The organism is Paenibacillus sp. FSL H8-0034, from assembly GCF_038000305.1.
Lineage (GTDB): Bacteria > Bacillota > Bacilli > Paenibacillales > NBRC-103111 > Paenibacillus_S.
Genome location: NZ_JBBOBS010000001.1, coordinates 4,161,727 through 4,179,616 on the forward strand (window position 1 = coordinate 4,161,727; position 17,890 = coordinate 4,179,616).

Annotated in this window: 14 protein-coding genes and 1 pseudogene; 13 read left to right on the forward strand and 2 right to left on the reverse strand. The window is 46.7% G+C overall.

From position 1 onward, the window contains the following. The first annotated feature begins 16 nt into the window (after nt 1-16). The 3 genes from NST47_RS18870 to NST47_RS18880 all read left to right on the forward strand — a co-directional run bounded on the left by NST47_RS18870 (nt 17) and on the right by NST47_RS18880 (nt 2,686). Nucleotides 17-1,087, forward strand: coding sequence for a sialidase family protein (locus NST47_RS18870; protein ID WP_341156484.1), 1,071 nt, complete (start codon nt 17-19; stop codon nt 1,085-1,087). Nucleotides 1,088-1,254: 167 nt separating this feature from the next. Then, nucleotides 1,255-1,491 (forward strand): glycoside hydrolase family 88 protein, encoded by a 237-nt coding sequence (locus NST47_RS18875; RefSeq protein ID WP_341159700.1) that lies wholly within the window; start codon nt 1,255-1,257, stop codon nt 1,489-1,491. A 268-nt stretch (nt 1,492-1,759) separates the two neighbouring features. Beyond that, entirely contained in the window at nt 1,760-2,686 is a 927-nt protein-coding gene (locus NST47_RS18880) for a hypothetical protein (protein WP_341156485.1), read from the forward strand. Between the two features lie 150 nt (nt 2,687-2,836). Here NST47_RS18880 and NST47_RS18885 read toward each other — a convergent pair whose 3' ends face one another. Both NST47_RS18885 and NST47_RS18890 read right to left on the reverse strand, forming a co-directional pair. After that, a complete protein-coding gene (locus NST47_RS18885) occupies nt 2,837-3,151 on the reverse strand; it encodes a ribosomal protein L7/L12 (protein ID WP_341156486.1) in 315 nt (104 codons plus the stop codon). A gap of 133 nt (nt 3,152-3,284) precedes the next feature. Then, complete coding sequence (locus NST47_RS18890) at nt 3,285-4,289, reverse strand: glycoside hydrolase family 99-like domain-containing protein (RefSeq protein ID WP_341156487.1); 1,005 nt, start codon at nt 4,287-4,289, stop codon at nt 3,285-3,287. A gap of 62 nt (nt 4,290-4,351) precedes the next feature. On the opposite strand from NST47_RS18890, the gene NST47_RS18895 reads away from it, so the two are divergent. The 10 genes and pseudogenes from NST47_RS18895 to metE all read left to right on the forward strand — a co-directional run bounded on the left by NST47_RS18895 (nt 4,352) and on the right by metE (nt 17,872). Next, nucleotides 4,352-5,251, forward strand: a complete 900-nt coding sequence (locus NST47_RS18895; protein WP_341156488.1) for an AraC family transcriptional regulator — start codon at nt 4,352-4,354, stop codon at nt 5,249-5,251. A 273-nt stretch (nt 5,252-5,524) separates the two neighbouring features. After that, entirely contained in the window at nt 5,525-6,232 is a 708-nt protein-coding gene (locus NST47_RS18900; protein WP_341156489.1) for a DNA alkylation repair protein, read from the forward strand. A 380-nt stretch (nt 6,233-6,612) separates the two neighbouring features. Continuing rightward, nucleotides 6,613-8,802, forward strand: coding sequence for a PrsW family glutamic-type intramembrane protease (locus tag NST47_RS18905; protein ID WP_341156490.1), 2,190 nt, complete (start codon nt 6,613-6,615; stop codon nt 8,800-8,802). Nucleotides 8,803-8,817: 15 nt separating this feature from the next. Beyond that, a complete protein-coding gene (locus NST47_RS18910; RefSeq protein WP_341156491.1) occupies nt 8,818-9,318 on the forward strand; it encodes a hypothetical protein in 501 nt (166 codons plus the stop codon). A 74-nt stretch (nt 9,319-9,392) separates the two neighbouring features. Next, the gene (locus NST47_RS18915; protein ID WP_341156492.1) at nt 9,393-10,748 is read left to right on the forward strand and encodes a hypothetical protein; all 1,356 of its coding nucleotides are present in this window, start codon (nt 9,393-9,395) and stop codon (nt 10,746-10,748) included. A gap of 12 nt (nt 10,749-10,760) precedes the next feature. After that, nucleotides 10,761-10,898 (forward strand): annotated as a pseudogene (locus tag NST47_RS37195) (DinB family protein); the annotation flags it as partial. Nucleotides 10,899-11,223: 325 nt separating this feature from the next. After that, entirely contained in the window at nt 11,224-12,867 is a 1,644-nt protein-coding gene (locus tag NST47_RS18920; RefSeq protein WP_341156493.1) for an ABC transporter substrate-binding protein, read from the forward strand. A 69-nt stretch (nt 12,868-12,936) separates the two neighbouring features. After that, nucleotides 12,937-14,337 (forward strand): sulfatase-like hydrolase/transferase, encoded by a 1,401-nt coding sequence (locus NST47_RS18925; protein ID WP_341156494.1) that lies wholly within the window; start codon nt 12,937-12,939, stop codon nt 14,335-14,337. Between the two features lie 50 nt (nt 14,338-14,387). Beyond that, nucleotides 14,388-15,362 (forward strand): SGNH/GDSL hydrolase family protein, encoded by a 975-nt coding sequence (locus tag NST47_RS18930; protein WP_341156495.1) that lies wholly within the window; start codon nt 14,388-14,390, stop codon nt 15,360-15,362. Nucleotides 15,363-15,583: 221 nt separating this feature from the next. Beyond that, nucleotides 15,584-17,872 carry a 5-methyltetrahydropteroyltriglutamate--homocysteine S-methyltransferase gene (gene metE, locus NST47_RS18935; RefSeq protein WP_341156496.1) on the forward strand — a complete coding sequence of 763 codons (2,289 nt, stop codon included), beginning with the start codon at nt 15,584-15,586 and terminating at the stop codon, nt 17,870-17,872. Nucleotides 17,873-17,890: the final 18 nt, after the last annotated feature.

The following is a 17,890-nucleotide window of genomic DNA, read 5'->3' on the forward strand; positions in this document are numbered from 1 at the left end:
GAAAGGGGAGGTATCCTTGAATAAAATGAAAATCACGCCAGAGGCAGGAGATTTCGGGCAACCGCGTGTGATAATCCCTGCCCCATCCAACCTACGGTATGCTCATCTGAGCTGGTCCAAAATCGTTACAGCTCATGACGGTACTCTTGTGTTAGCATATTTATCAGGAACAACACATAGGACCAACGGTTGCCCTACTGTTGCTGTTTCCAAGGACGGTGGGAAAAGCTTTGGCGAACCTCAGGTCCTAATCGATCTCCATCAAGGTATGGAATTCGAACATTCCGGGAACCTCGCGTTAGGTGTGGCCGTGGATGGTTCTATTGTGCTTTTGGCCATGGCACTACGGAGTAAACAAAGCAGCAGTACCATTATGGGATGGCGTTCAGAGGATTCGGGAGCTACATGGATCCGTGTGAATACTGGCAATTTACAGAAAACTACCGGGAGTGTGTATGGCCATGTGTTTATAGTTCCTGGCAAAGGACTTGCTGTAACGGGTCATTTTCGCGAAGGCTCCTTATTAAGTGACAGAGGCTTATGGATCGCGTTTTCACTGGACAATGGATTGTCTTGGGGTGACCCGCAGATGATTACGGAGCAATATTTGGCGGAGCCGGCATTTTGCTGGGTGAACAACAAACTGATTGGTTTGGCCAAAGGCATGAAAGGTAATGGATTAGGTTACACACAGTTTGAATCGGATGATTATGGTGAAAATTGGAGGTTTACGAATCCGGTTTTGAGTATTGAGCAGGATCCGACGTCACCTTCACTGATTCCAGACCCGGACAATCCGGAAAGGGTATATGCTTTTCAAACCGAACGTAAAATTGCAGGCTCTGAGAGCGCACCAGGCCATATTACTCTTTTTCAGACCCGTGTAATCGATCTTAAATGGGAAAAGGTAGGGGTCATCGCTTATTTTCCACAACTATTAAACCAATCAACAGTTAAAAGGGATTTTGGTTATCCTTGGATGACCAAGTGTGAGGATGGCACATGGCTTCTCGTATTTTATGATGGAGAATTTGCCGGCCCGAATTCGTTATGGGGTTTAACTTTGGATTTGAATGACACTAAGTAACATAGATAGCAGGAGATGAATCGAGAAGCACCTGCCGATTTAAGGGTAAACCTTTTTCGGTACGGTGTTTTTTTCTATGAATAAGCAGGCAGGCAACAGAGCGGGTGTAGAAAAAATGGCTTTACCGAACAATGTATATTTCGAAAACTTGCAAAAGACCAAATTAGCTGCTTGAGAACGAGCCTGCCGATACCAAGCCATTAAAGGCAATACTGCTGGGAACGATCAATGACATGCTGCCTCGTCAGCACGAAGGTGGCTTGTGGTTCCAGATCATAGATCATGAGGAAGGCGCAGGCAATTACCTGGAGTCGAGTGGAACGCTGATGCTGGCTTATGCCATCTTAAAAGGGGTGCGGCTTGGATATCTACCCAAGGAATATGAGATTAAGCTGTTGAGATAATTTGAATGGATGAAATCCAATTTGTTGTCATTACCATTGACAATAAATTGGTTTTTTTATCATCTCGTGGAGCGACTATCATTTCGCTCGATTTACTGGCTGCGGTGATCGCTTAGTCATCTCTGTGGAATGACCGAATCTTGGCAAAAATCAACTTTCAATTAGCTTCGCCATACTTCCGCCATGTTCAGAAGCTTTCTAATCTGACATCATATGGTTAACCAAAACAGAGAGTGGTGTTATTCCCACCCTTACAGGAGGAATTGGCATGTTTCATAAAACGGTGACACTGCAGCCTTTTGTTGATATTTCGGTGCATGCCGAGGGATTTGAGCTGGTCTCAGCCCAGTTCGGCGGCGATAACTGCGTATATGTCCTGCTGATTAGCCAGATCCCGGAACGGGAACGTGGAATGTTCGTTCCATCGGCTCTGAAGCAAACGTATACCTACAAGGTACTGATCGTAGAAGATCAATATATCGATGAAGTATTGATTGGGGGTCAGCATTTTAATTACCATTATGTCCAACCGCTTCGTAGACATCTGCTGTTGGTCGGAGCGCGCTGCTCTTATTATGGTGCAGGCAAATATGATCTGAATGCCAAAGTGTGTGATTATAAAGGACGTACCGTTCGTGAGTTCCTGCTTGGAGACGGGATTCAGAGTGTTCAAGTGACGGAGAAAGGTACCATATGGACCAGTTATTTCGACGAAGGCGTTTTTGGAAATAACGGTTGGGATCAACCCGTCGGCGCGCACGGCCTTCTAGCCTGGGATGAGCATGGCAACAAAATATACGAAGATAAAGTGTCGAATATTGCCGATTGTTATGCCTTGAATGTTGTCCATGAGGAGGAGGTCTGGTTTTACTATTATACGGACTTCTTGCTGGGCTGCATCTCAGGAGGACCCAGTCAGGCCAAGGTCAGTTTTATGAATCCTGAGATTTCCGGGTCGGCCGGGTTCTGTACCGATGGTTGTCACTTCTTGTTCGACGGTGGTTACGGAAAAAGTGGAGACTACATTATCAAGAAAAATGAAAAAGCGGCGAGCTTGAGCAAAGGGCACCAGGTACATTTTCTGAATGAAAAAGCCGAACCACTTGCACCGATAACGCAAGATTTTCGAGAAGATCGCGTGCTGTTCAGTAAAAATAATTGGTTGTACCAGATATCGATTAAAGACTTGGTCTGATGATGCTTGGACAATCCGATTGCGCTTGATGAGGGATCATAGTGAAGAGGTCTTTGTTGGGTTCTTCTACAAACAGCCTGCAAACAAGAACCGGCAACTGCGAGGGTATAAGTCAAGGCACTGATGTATGGATATGAAAAATGGAGTCGTTTAGTACTGCCCCCGCTCCAATCTATCTACATATTCCTTGGCTTCTTTGAGGCCGAGACCACTAGCTTTTTTGAACTCTTTAATTGCCTGAATCCTTTTTCCTGAATCAAGCAGCAAGCGCAATCTCTCATCAAGATTTGAAGAGGGAGGCAAATTATGATTTGGCTTGGAGGATCCGTATACGTTCGGCCCGATGTTAGGCCCTTGCAGATCCGATTTTATTTCGTTAAGCTGTCTCTGCAAGCTGAACACTTTCAGCAGAAGCAAGATAGACAAGGCTAAAGCGCTGAGGGCAATAATTTCCACAGTCTCCATTTGAAATCTCCCATTCCCATATGATAGTTCATTATAGCACAATAACTCTCATGGGCAGTAGAGTCTATGGACGCTCATCGGCCTATGAGGCACCCTGCACTGCCCAACTGCATTGCGGCTAGGACTTCGTTCCTTAAGGCAGTGAGGGTTTGTAGATGAGTCGTTCTCCGTGATTTTCGGGCAAGTCCCAGCCGATCGATACGTGAGGGAAGTACGGAATCGCATAAGTTTGATCAATGCGCGCCCATTCCTTGAGCACGTCCTCCATAATGGCGTCGTAGTCGCGATCGATGTCGACGAAATGAACATACTGGTAATGCGACATGCTGTCGAAGCCGAGCTCGCTAACGATTTCCACGCATGTGGCCGTCCGGTCCCCGTCTACGCCGCTGGTGTCGAACATCCGCTCGTTCCACATCGTGACCTGCAGATGAAGGCCCGGCAAGCCTTTCGCGACCGCGCGGGCGCGAAACCAATCAAGCGCATCGCGAACGCCGGCCGCTCCGCCCAAGCCTTTCAACAAATTGGCAACGTCGTAGAACATGAACACCGGTTTATTGTCGATCGTGTAGTAGGAGGGATGCTTGAAATATTTGTCGATCAGCCGGAGGGCAAGCCGTTCGAACTCCTGGCGGTCGACCGCGCCGTTCCAGATGACGGTGCTTTCTTCGTGCGAAATGCGTTTGTCCCATACGTTTTTGGCGTCGTGGTTAGCCCACATGAGATAGAATTTAACCTGATCGTTGTTCCGCGCTTTCAAGTAGCCGTCGTTTAGACATTGCTCCAGAAACGGGCGGCTGTCGTACCAATACCAATCGTAGATGAATACGTTGACTCCATGGTCGGCCGCCGCATTAATCTGCATCTCCATCACATAAGAGTCCGCTTCGTTGACATATCCCCATACGGGCTTACGCGGCCACGTATGCTCCGGATATTTCCTCGTCGCCTGCTTGACGGACTGCCATTCCCCGATTCCTTCAGGCCAAATAGTTTTGTGCGCGGCTCGTCGCCGGTGTAAGCAGGCCATATGTAAGCGGATACATCGAATTTGTTCATCGTAAACACTCCTTAGGCTCGAAGCCCCACTTGGTGGGGATATTTTATAATCCGCCTTTATTGTATAATGGCATTGCATATCTACAATACAGGTTAAATAGACATGATGCCGGCAAACAAGACATGGAGGAGGTGAATACGATGGCAGCGCAAAGATCGTTCAAGCATTATTCCGAGGCCGAGGTGCTGCCGCAGGAGGAGTTTGTTACGGTGATGGACGTGCACGAGCATCATTGGCTGCTCGAGCATTCGCACGACTTCCCGGAAATGATCGTCCTCCTCGGGGGGAAAGGGGCGCAGTTCATCAACGGCGTCTCCGTCCCCGTTCAGGAGGGCGACATCTATCTCATTCCGCTTGGCACGACGCACGTATTCCGCCCGACGGGGGTCGATGTGGAAACCGGCTCCTTGTCGGTCAGAGACGTTATCATTCGCGCCACGTGGTTGGAGCATATGCAGAAGGCGGTTCCCGACGACGAGGTTCGAGATATGATCGACTGGCTGCTGAACAAGCGGGAGGCGGGAAGCGACCGGCCGGCGTGGATCAGAATCGAGGATACGCAGGGCAGGCTGCGCTCGCAAACCGAGGCGTTGAAGGAGCTGCTGCAAGCCAAAAGTCCGGTTTACCGGACGAAGTTGGCCGCGGGCATGCTGGAGCTGCTCGCCACCTTAAGTGTCGCGACCCGGCAAGGGAGGGAGCAGCAGGCAGTATGGCCCCAGGCTGACGACCTGAATTTGGTGAAGGGGCGAATCGACGCAGCGCTGCTCGCGATTCCGCTCGGCGAGATTACGCTTGCCGACGTTGCGACGAAGCTGCATATGAGTGCCCGCCATTTGTCGCGTATTTTTCCGTTCCATTACGGCATGTCGTTCAAGAGATACGTCCAGGAGCTCCGCTTCAAGGAAAGCCGGAAGCTGCTGCTGGAATCGAAGTTGACGGTGAAAGAAATTATGCAGCAGGTCGGCAGTAAAGATGCGGATCATTACTACAGCGAGTTTAAGCGGAGGACGGGATTGACGCCGGGTCAATTCCGCCGCTGAGTGCTTGGAGCGCACCGCCCAAGGACGGGGGAAATAACGTCCCGGACTATCGCTGTTTCATATTTGCTGCCGGCCGCGGCGAACTGCTCCCTTAATTATCAAATATCGTCTCTCGCTAGTTTGATCTTATTCTGCTTATTGCTCCTCCGGAAGTTAGTGATTCAAAGTGCCGAATCCCCCTCAGACTGTTCCTGGCAGCAGGGGCATTGCTACAGGCAGCTGGCTTGGGCATAGACCTATGAGAAAAAATCCAAAAGAAAGAAGTGTTAAACTATGAATGTAGAAATGGTTATGCAGGAGCTTGAAGCTCTCGGCAAGGAGCGAACTAAGAAAATTTACGGATCCAATGGCGCGCACGAACCACTTTTTGGCGTGGCTACAGGCGATATGAAGCCTATCGCCAAGAAAATTAAAAAAAATCAACTTTTGGCTGAGCAGCTATACACCACAGGGAACTACGACGCAATGTACTTTGCCGGCATAATTGCAGACCCACAAGCAATGACTGAAATGGATTTTGAGCGTTGGATGGATAGGGCTTATTTTTATATGCTGTCCGATTATGTGGTTGCAGTAACCTTGTCAGAAACAGATATTGCACAAGAAGTTGCCGATAAATGGATCGCAAGCGGCGAAGAACTGAGAATGTCAGCGGGCTGGAGTTGTTACTGCTGGCTCATGGGTAATCGCCCGGACGGTGAATTTTCCGAAAGCAAAATTGCCTCTATGCTTGAAATTGTGGAAAATACGATCCACGATTCTCCTGAACGAACTAAATATGCTATGAATAATTTTATTTACACAGTCGGGGTATCCTATTTGCCGCTCCATAATAAGGCGGTCGAGACCGCAAAGGCAGTAGGCCCAGTAGAAGTTAAACGGGACAAGACAAAAAGCAGTTTCCTACTCGCTTCCGAAAATATTCAAAAGGCAGTAGATAAAGGGCAACTTGGTTTCAAACGCAAACATGTCAGGTGTTAAACTATAATGGGTTCCTTCCTGTACGGATATGACTTACTAGCCGGAGACAACCCGTTTTTGGGGTTTGCTTTCCTTTTTTGGATTCATTTTTGCTTATAGTTTCCATGTACTATTTTTAAATCTTAAACCTGGTTTTCAGGGTTTCTTATCGATATAACCTACCAAAATTTGAGACCAGCGCCTTTTGCCACCTTTTATAAGAATGTCTATAATACTAGTATCCTGTGGGTAATTGGTTAGCTCATGTTGCGAGTGTTACTCTATAAACCTCCGATCGATCGGTGACTCTGGTTTTCATGAATTTATTTATCCATGGCCGGACCGTGGTCAAGGGAGACGTCCCATTCATACGAGGCCGGCTTTAAAAGGAGGCGACCGTAGTGAATACGATCTGGTCCATTCGAACCGGAATTCGGGATTTCCTTGAGGTCATCTATCGAACTTGCCAAGCATGGATTGAGAAATATCCGTTTATTAAAACGGCATATACAGTTTTTTCCTGGTTGTCGCTAATCATGTTTGCTTTAAGCTTGGTTTTCGTTAAAGAATCGCGTACCATGCTGGTTCAATATTTATGGTCGTTTTATGTGCTGCTGCAATTTTGGTTTCTGTGCAGAAGCAAAACGATGCCGTGGAAGCCGATCGTTCTGTTCGTTCTGGCAGGTGTTTTTCTTGTCGTACCGTTCACGACGCTTACGGTGAATGCTCTCCACGTGCTTTTCAGCGGAAAAACATCCGACCTTTGGTCTATTGCCGTGATTACGCCGATTTTCGAAGAATTGTGGAAGCTCCTTCCGTTAGGTGTATTTCTGTTGTTTTCACGACGAGCTTCCGCTTTGAGTTTAAGCGATTACACGCTTATTGGTGCGGCAACCGGCGTGGGCTTCCAACTGATGGAGGAGCTTTCCCGAAGATGGCTAAGTTCCGGCATTCTTGCGAAAAAGTTCGGCTACAGCTTTACAATGCTGGGCGGCGAAACTATCCATTGGGACGTTTTCTCGCTGTTCCCGGGGCGCTTCGAAGAAAGTCTGTTTCCGACGCTAATGACGGTTGGTCATCCCGTACATACCGCCATGATAGCGCTTGCGTGCGGGATAGCCTATCGGCTGCGAACAAGATTGACGAAATGGGTTTTTCTGTTCCCGGTAATCATTTTGCTTTGGTCGATCCTGGATCACGCGGCCTATAACGGCCAACACAAGCTGCCAGGTTGGGTGTTCCGGCTTCATGATTGGACCGGCAGCGGTTATACAACTCAGCCGACCTTCCTGTTAATGCTGGCCACATCGCTTATTGCCGATTACTGGTCGCTGAACCAAATACGAAGCCGCCTTCCGGCGCTGCCGAACGAGCCGCTTCTTAATCCGATTAACGAATTGTGGAATATGACCCGCTCTTTTTGTCTGGACCGGGGAAAATTTATATATTGGCTCAGCTTTTACCGGGAACGCAGGGAGCTTGGATTTCATTTGCTCTACGGGAACGAGGAAGCTGCCGACCGTAAAGATGCTGTCCAGGCTCGGGTAAAAGCTCTTTGCCAGACGCTGACCGTACTTGCGTTGATTCTGCTTGTGGCCAGTCTGTTCGCAGGCATCGGGGCTCATACGGGTGGAGGGGAAACAGCATGTTTCGCCTGCATGTTCGATTCGCTGCAGGATTGGTGGGATCGGCTGGAATGGTATGAACAGGGTGCGCTCTTGCTCGGTGCCCTTGCCTTGTCACTGCTGTTCGTCGGATTCTGGCCGGCTTTAGGCATTGGGATGTCAGTGGTGGGAATTGCCGGAAGCGGGCATGAGATTTCTGGATATATCCGCGATCCGAAGAAGCTGCTGACTCCCGAAAATATGCTTTCTGTGGCTATAGGTATTGCACTAAGCCGAATCCCATTCGGCAAAGCGCTACAATGGGTGGGAAAGAAAGGACGCCGTTATGTGCGCAAGCTTCTGGATAAGCTCGGTTCCCGGAAGCCGGATGTCGACGTCCCGGTTAAACCGACGCCTCCGAAGAATGACGGCAATAGCCCGGATAAGCATCCGGATGACGATACGCCGAATAAAGTCGAAGAGGGGACGGGGGAGCTTAAAACCGAAGAGGTTATTGCCCCTCAAAGTGGTAAAGCCATTAAGGTGTATACAGACGGAAATACGATAATACCAGTTGATAAAATTGAGAAATATTTGAGAGGCAAGGTCAACGTTAATATTCAAGAATTGACAAAAGAACTTCGAGATTTAAAGCAATTAAGACAGACCCAAAGAAAGGTATTTGATGCAGACCCTCAAAACGCCGAACGAATTAAAAGACTTGAAAAAATGAAGCATAATTTTGACCGTTCGGATGATATGAGACAAAAACTTGAGTCGATAGGACTTAGTGATACAATAGAGAATAATCAGTCCATTGCACAACATTTATTAGAAGTAGGTAAACAGGTAAACCGTGAAAATACACTGGATTTCCCAAGTATACTCGAAGGTCCCGATGGGAAACTCAAGGTATTAACAACATGGAAAATGGTTGATGGACAACCGTATTTATCAACTATAAAGTTAATCCCAACAACAATTTAGTTATGGAGGGGTATGATGGAAAACAAGGAGCAAATAGCAAAAGCAGCGGCATTGGACAGAATAGTTAATTACGAGACGTATATTTCCAGTATGAATAATGCCCAATTAATTGCGATTGTTATCAGTTTAGAGAATTATGGAGAAGCTGCTTCTGCTTTAACAGAACTATCTATAAGGGATAAGGAAAAAGCAACACCTTTCTGCTCTAAGATACTGGAAGAAAATTTGGGGGATGAGTTTCTCCAAGCGGTTGCATTTAATTTGCTTTATGAAGGTGACCAGGAAAAGGCTATGGAGATCATTAACAAAAATGTATCAAGTGCTCCTGCGGCATTATTAGGGGCAATAATGGACAATTTATCTACGGATAGTTTACAACCCTTGGGACAGACACTTTCATCAGGGCTTCTAAATTCAATTGTAGACAGATATTTAGAATTGAGTAATGCTGACAAGAAGCGTATTCTTGAGAATTATGAGTGGTTTCAGGAATCTTATGAAGACAAACTTTTGTAATTAGCATACTGTTTTCTGAAGCGTATCCTGTTAGGTTCTTATGAACGTCATCAATTCAATTGAAAGAGGTACATATGCAGATTAATCATCCAGCGAGGATACCTAACGATTCCACCAAAACTGCTGATGCGGACTCACCGAAAACGTTTGAGATGCAGTCACGTAGTAGTCTTCAATTATCTGCTGATGCAATGGCACAACGACCGATGAACGTGAGCTCGATGAATTCAAGTCAATTGTTACAGCTTCAGCGTACAATTGGCAATCGTGCTGTTGGTGAGCTTTTCAAGCAAAATGCCAGCAGGTCTGCTGAGAAATCGGAGACACCGAACGAGACTCTGATACAACTGCCAGTAAATCAATCAGCTTCAACTCCTCCTATACAACGAAAAGTGTACATCAAAAATAGAGTCTTCAGTGGTTTCAGAAACAAAACGAAAACCAGTCACGGTAGTATGGGTGAGGGTGAGCGAAATGTTAGCAACATGCTGAATGATTTTCCATCCCGATATTTTAATAGTAAAGATGAGATGAAGCAGTATGCAGAAAAATCAACTGAAAAGGTGGGTTATGTTAAAAAGAAGGGTACTTGGATTCGTCTCCCTAATAAGCTGCTTGTGCTTGGTGAAGAGCATGCGGCAGTTAATCTTTCAGATATCACAGCAGCAGTAGGTACCGATAAATATATGCATGAAGGCTTTACTGAATTTCCAGCGGAGGCAGCAAGCAACCCTGAATTAACGAATGATATGCGAGCACGGGACGAAGTCATCAATCAAAAGTTTAAAGGGGCCGAAGGAGAAAGAAGTCATAGGGCCGAGAGCTTTTATCCCAAAATATTAAGGGCATTAAGTGGAGTTAGTGTGGATGAAAAGAACTATCAGCTTCAAGGATCGACCGTGGAATTAGCTTATTTGGTAATGGGTATTCATTTTGCTTCAAGTGCAAACCCAGAATCCGAACTTTTTCAAACTTATATGCTTCACAAGGAGATGTGGGATCAAACCGCTGCAGCTATTTCATCGCAGGAAAGCTCAGATGTCGCAGTCACGACAGAGATGAGGAAAGAAGGCAGCAGTGCCTTGTTCAAAACCTTTTATCGAGATCTGACAGCCTATGCTGAAGAGAAGATACAACAGGAGCAGGAGTCTGCGCCTGAGAAAGACAAAGCCTCCTTCAGCCAAAATTGGCATCTTGCGAGTAATGATTACAGTAAGGACGGGGAATCACCGATGATGAAGGCTGAGAAGGCAAGAGATTTCTCGATGTTCCAGCATATTAAAAAGGCCAAAAATGAGGGGTACCTGTTATACGGTCTCGGCGAGCTTCATAGGCAGCGTTTAAAGGAATTGCTAGACAAGGAAGGCATCGCTAATAAAAATATTGATACGTTTATTAGTGAGCAGGAAACAAATCATCCTCAAAGATAAAATCAAGCTCACATCACGGTTGGACATGAAAATGAAAAGCAAGCAACCCTACGTTGGGGCCTGTGGCATATGGCTGACCATACCCGCTATCATCAGGCTCAAATTAATCAGCTTAGAAAATGGTATACCGAATATTGTCTGTCATATTAAAGGGCCAAATGTTCAAAAGTGAAATTGTTCTTTATTACGTTGAAGCTCAGCTGCCGGGATTGTGTCGGCAGCTATTTGTTATAGTTCCCATCGGTTAACGATAAGCTAGCTAATGGGTAGCTACGGCCACAGAATAGTGAACCATTCTGCAAATAATGGAATATATTGGATAAATATGTACAATTATGTAACGAAGGCTGCGATTCGCATGTCACCGTCCAGCGCAAATAAAGTCATATCAGTGTAAATTAGCACAATGCTTGGCGGCCCCTTATTTCGTATCCTAAAGAGGAAAAACATCTAGCATATAAGGGGAGGTCTTTACATGAAAAAAGGTTTAACAGCTTTGGTAGCGATTACAACATCTGTAGCACTTCTAAGCGCATGCGCCGACAGCGTACCAAAGGAAGCTGCCCAAAAGAAGGAAGCAAGCAGCGACGATCAAGTAACGGCTGCGGGCGTATTCCCGATCACGAAAGAAAAAACGACGCTCAAGGTCATGGTCAAAGGCTCCAGCATTGTCGAAAACTTTGCAACTAACGAGTTCACCAAGTGGCTGGAGGAGAAAACGAACATTCATATCGATTGGGAAATCGCTCCGGAAAAAACATTTGCAGAGAAGCTTAACGTTTCACTCGCAAGCGGCGATTATCCGGACGTGCTGCTTAATATGAGTGTATCGCCGATTCAGCAATCGATTTACGGTAAGGATGGCGTGTTTATTTCGCTGAACCCGTTTATTGATAAATATGGCGTGGAAATGAAAAAGATGTTCGGGCAGGTTTCGTATGTAAAAGATTTGATTACGATGCCTGATGGCAATATTTATTCGGTACCTCAGGTTAATGACTGCTACCACTGCTCACTTGGCCAAAAGATGTGGATTTATCAACCATGGCTGGACAAGCTCGGATTAAAAATGCCAGAAACGACTGAAGAGTTTTATCAAGTGCTCAAAGCTTTTAAGGAAAAAGATCCGAACGGGAACGGCAAGGCAGATGAGATCCCACTTGTCGGCGCTACCAACGGCCCATCCTCGACGTTGGATCTTTTCTTAACCAGTGCTTTTATTGAGAAGGATTTCAACTTGAAATATGTAAAGGACGGAAAGGTTCAAGTCGCCTACAACCAACCGGAGTGGAAGGAAGCATTGAAGTATATGAGCAAGCTGTATGCAGAAGGCTTGATTTCCCCGCAAACGTTTACACAGGATAGAAACCAACTGAAACAAATGGGCTTGAATCCGGAAATTCCGATCACCGGAGTTATTGCTTCGCAAAACCAAACGGTGTTTGTCGATGTCGATAATCCGAGATTCAAAGACTACATTTCCGTACCGCCACTCAAAGGACCGACAGGTATACGTTCAACTGCATATAATCCTTATGCCGTTTCTACAGGTCAATTCGTCATCACCAATAAGGCCAAAAATCCTGCAGCCGCATTCCGTATGGCCGACCTGCTGCTTTCCGAAGAAGCAACACTGCGCAGCACACAGGGCCGTCCTGATCAGGAGTGGGTGCGTCCGGCGCAAGGAGAGCTTGGAGTTAACGGGAAGCAAGCGGTATGGAAACCGATTGCCACGTTTGGCAAGCTGCAAAACATACACTGGGCGCAGTCGGGGCCATCGCTGCGAACAAACGAGTTGCGCTTAAGCGTAGCAGCAGATCCGAAAAACTCACTTGAACTTATTTTGTATAATGAAACTAAAAAATACGAGCCGTTTGAAATCGACCCGAGCAAAATTGTGCCGCCAGTGTTCTTTACCAACGAACAAGCGGAGGAGCTTGCTAACCTTGAGAAGACGCTCACAGATTACAGAACCGAGTTTTTTGCGAAAACGGTTACAGGCTCGCTGGACGTCGAGAAGGATTGGAACAATTATTTGGCCACCTTGGACAAAATGAACATCAAACGCTACCTGGAAATTTATCAACAAGCCTATACACAGTATAAATCGAAAAAGTAATTGAGATTATTGCCACGAACCTTCATACGTACTATGGGGGTCGTTTGCAACGTGAGAGTGAGGTACAAGATGAAAGAGAATAGCATAAAGAAGCTTTCTGCCAAAAGAACGAATGTCGTATTTATTATAGCGGACGATCATCGTGGTGAAGCCATTCAAGCGTTCGGCAATGAAACGGTGCAGACGCCAGTATTGGATTCCCTCGTCGCCAGCGGCACATCTTGCCGTAACATGCATATATTCGGTGGCTTAACCGGAGCCCTTTGCGCGCCGAGCAGAGCGTGTGTGAATACGGGCATACCAATATTCCGGGCGATGATCGGCAAAGACATGACGAACCGAGAGCATTCGAGCGTTATTCGTTCGGATGTTCGGCTCATGCCGCAAACGATGCGCGAAGCCGGATATCAAACTCACGCGGTCGGCAAGTGGCATAACGACAAGGCTAGCTTCACCCGAAGTTTTGAAGGAGGGGATAAGCTATATTTTCACGGAATGAGCGAGCATACCCAGGTTCCCGTGTACGATTATGATCCGACCGGGGCTTATCCGAAGGAACAGGAATATATTGAAACTACTTTCTCGACGGAGTTGTTCACGGACGCCGCCGTCAACTTTATTGAGGATTACCGCGAGGATCGGCCGTTTTTCCTGTATGTGGCTTATACCGCGCCGCATGATCCCCGAACCGCACCGGAGCCTTATGCAAGTATGTACGACAAAGCCAATATTCCGCTGCCTTCGAACTTTGTGCGGGAGCATCCGTTCGATACCGGCGATATGATGTGTCGGGACGAGAAGCTCGCACAATGGCCGAGGGAAGAGGTTGAGATTCGTGAGCATATTGCCGATTACTATGCGATGATAAGTCATTTGGACGCGCAAATCGGTAGAGTCGTCGAAGCGCTGAAGGCTAAGGGCATCTATGACGACACGCTCATCGTGTATACCGCGGACCATGGCTTGGCGGTCGGGCAGCATGGACTGATGGGCAAACAGAACGTTTACGAGCATAGCGTGCGCATTCCGCTTATATTCCGGGGGCCAGGCGTGCCGGAGGGCAAGCAGGAGCTTGCGCTGGCAAGCAATATCGATATTTTTCCTACAGTTGCCGGGCTGTGCGACGTCACCCTGCCAGAGGAAACGGAAGGCATAAGTCTGTGTCCAATCTTTGCAGAAGAAAGCGATGGCATTCGTGGTATCGTGTGCTCGGTATATCGAGATGTCCAGCGGATGGTAACGGACGGCCGATGGAAGCTGATCCGTTATTATCGCTCGTCAGTAACGAATACAGGAACGGAACGAATCCAGTTGTTCGATCTGCAAAACGACCCTTGGGAAACACAGGATTTGTCGACAGATCCGTCAAATGCCGTACACATCGAACGGCTTGCCTCCGGCTTGGCTTCATGGATGCAAGCATGCAGCGATATTTTGCAGGATAAGCCGGTGATTCCTGTTACATCGTAGATTGAAGTAAATAATAGCACTCAAATAGCGATAGAAAGGTGAATTGAAGAATGCAAACCATTGAAATCAATGAAGAGTGGTTTCGGGGTGCTGTTTCAATAGAAAAGAATGCTATCGGACTTCGGCCATGGCGATTGCCACATGATCAGCTCAGCTTATTTGCATCTCAATTAGCAGAGAAGGCAGGGGAAACGGCGGGCGTTAGAGTTGCTTTTATGAGCGATTCCACCTCGGTGGAGCTGCATGTCGCTATGACGGATATAGATATATGGTTTGACATCGTTATTGAAGATGAATTAGTCGATACCAAGACTCTTATTGCAGGAGAAGAAATTTGTTTATTTACAAACTTACCAGACAGCATGAAGAGGGTTGAAATTTATTTTTCCCCAAAGGCTATCGTCATTGTGAAGGCACTAAAAGTCGATGATGGGGCATCGGTCAATCCCTTGCCAAACAATCAACCGCGGTGGGTTGCATACGGCAGCTCCATTACACAATGCAGCGCAGCTGAAAGTCCGGCTCTAACTTGGCCAGCAATCGTAGCACGCAACAAAGGTTGGGACCTGACCTGTATGGGATTTGGTGGACAATGTCATTTGGAACCTATGGTTGCTCGCGTCATCCGTGACCTTCCCGCTGACGTCATTACCATGTGCCTCGGCATTAATGTGATGGGTGGCAATAGTTTAAATATCCGGACGTTTCGTTCTGCAATAATTGGCATGGTATCGATCATTCGGGAGAAGCATCGCTGCACACCCCTATTTATATGTTCTCCTATTTATTGTCCTCACAGGGAAACAGACGAAAATTTAGTAGGGATGACCTTGGTTACAATGAGGAAAGAAATCCAGGAAGCGGTGAATATTCTAACTTCGTACGGGGATTCAAATCTTACTTATGTAGACGGTTTGGATATTTTTGGAGAAGCGTTTGTTGACAAACTACCAGACCAACTGCATCCCAATGCTGAAGGATATAAAATTATGGCTAATCATATACTGGGTAAAATGAATATTTAACTAGAGCCTGTCTGCTTTAACCTTGAAAATAATTGGTATATAATGGTTAAATATTAGAATAATAGTAACAAAAAAAGGGTGAGTACGTTTCATCCTTTTTTTGTTGTACTAAAAAGTACTTATATCCTCAGGCTATAACTAGATATAGTTTAATCCAGTTACGTTATATCTGGAAATCTATGATATGTTTTCTATAACAAATTGTAGAGGAGTTTTTATAGATGGTGAAGAGTAGTGCTTTAGGATACCCGCGTATTGGTGCGGATCGGGAATGGAAGAAAGCGCTTGAAGCTTTCTGGTCAGGCAAGCTTGAGGAAGCAGAGTTTCACCGCCAGCTGCAGGACATCCGATTGAATCATTTGCGTAAACAGCAAGAGAAAGGCATCGATTTGATCCCGGTTAATGATTTCAGCTATTACGACCATGTATTGGATACAGCTGCCATGTTCGGTATTATTCCGAAGCGTTTTTCTTATGAAGGTGGCGCGGTGCCTTTGTCTGTCTACTACGGGATGGCTCGTGGGACGAAGGATGCTACAGCAAGCGAAATGACCAAGTGGTTTAACACCAACTATCACTATATTGTACCTGAATTGGCTGATGCATCTCCGGTGCTTACCGAAAATAAACCTCTTGCAGCTTATCGGGAAGCTAAGGAAAAGCTTGGGATTGAAGGCAAACCGGTTATCGTGGGACCATTGACCTTCCTGAAATTATCAAAAGGATACAGCCAATCGGAGTTTGATTCCTGGTTGGATCGGTTGTTACCACTCTATGTGCAGGTTCTTCAGGAGTTGGCTGCAGAAGGAGTTCAATGGGTACAAATCGATGAGCCTGTTCTCGTGACGAAGCTAAGTGGTCCTGATATCCAGCGATTGAAGACTATCTATGAGACGTTTGCTGCATCCGTGCCTAATCTGAACATCATACTGCAAACCTATTTTGAATCTGTCGACCAATACAGTGAAATCGTCGCGTTGCCAGTCAAAGGAATTGGACTTGATTTCGTACATGGTCTATCCGGTAATCTATCTTCGATTAAAACGCTCGGGTTTCCGGATGACAAGGTTTTAGGTGCAGGCGTCATCGACGGTCGCGGTATTTGGAAAGCGTCACTTCGGGGCAAACTGGGACTACTGGAACAACTCACTGAACTCGTTACAGCCGATCGCCTCATCGTGCAGTCGTCATGCAGCTTGCTTCATGTTCCGGTAACAACAGAACGTGAGACTAAGCTCTCATCTGAACTGAAGAATGCTCTCGCATTTGCGGATGAAAAGCTTAACGAATTGGTCCTTTTAACAAAAGCTGTCGCTGTAGGCAGCGACGGAGTGAAAGATGAACTGGATCACAGTGACCGTGTTATTCAGGCACTTCAGCAGTCAGAAGAGCGCAACCGCAGCGATATCCAGCAAGCCGTAGCTGCTGTTAATTCTCAAAAGCCGGAGCGCAACCTGCCTTTTGCCGAGCGTTATGCCGCTCAACAGGCCAAATGGCAGCTACCCCTTTTTCCAACAACGACAATCGGCAGCTTTCCACAATCTGCTGAAGTGAGAAAAGCACGCCAATTGTGGCGCAAGGGTGAATGGAGCCAAGAGCAGTATGCTGGCTTTATCCGGGAACAAATCGATATCTGGATCAAGCTTCAAGAGGAAATTGGTCTGGATGTACTGGTGCACGGGGAGTTTGAACGAACGGATATGGTCGAGTTTTTCGGCGAAAAGCTTGCAGGCTTTGCATTTACACAAAACGGATGGGTCCAATCCTACGGTTCCCGTTGCGTTAAACCTCCGGTTATATTCGGGGATGTAGCGTTCACCGGTGAAATGACTGTGGAAGAAACCAAATATGCCCAGTCGCAAACCGCGCATCCAGTTAAAGGAATGCTGACCGGTCCTATTACGATCATGAATTGGTCATTTGTCCGTGAAGACATACCGCGTGAGCAAATTGCCTACCAATTGGCGTATGCGCTGAGACAAGAAGTGGAAGCACTTGAGCAGGCGGGCATTGGTATGATTCAGGTCGATGAGCCAGCAGTTCGCGAAGGGCTGCCGCTTAAGGAAGCTGAGCAAGCCAATTATCTGGAGTGGGCAGTCAAATCTTTCCGTATAGCCACCTGCACCGTACAGGAAACAACACAAATCCATACGCATATGTGCTATTGCGAGTTCCATGACATGATTGATTCGATAGAAGCGATGGATGCCGATGTTATTTCCATTGAAACATCCCGCAGCCACGGCGAACTGATTCACAGTTTCGAGCTGAACACTTACAAGCTTGGAATCGGCTTAGGTGTATACGATATCCACAGCCCACGTATTCCGAGTGTGGAGGAAATGACCAGCATGATCGAACGCGCTTTGCGGGTATTGGATCCTAAGCTGTTCTGGATTAATCCGGACTGCGGACTTAAAACCCGTGGACTTCAAGAGACGGTTGATTCCTTGCGAAACATGGTTGATGCGACGAAGATTGCCCGTACAAAACATTCCGCACTCGTGTAATTTTAGTATATAGATAGA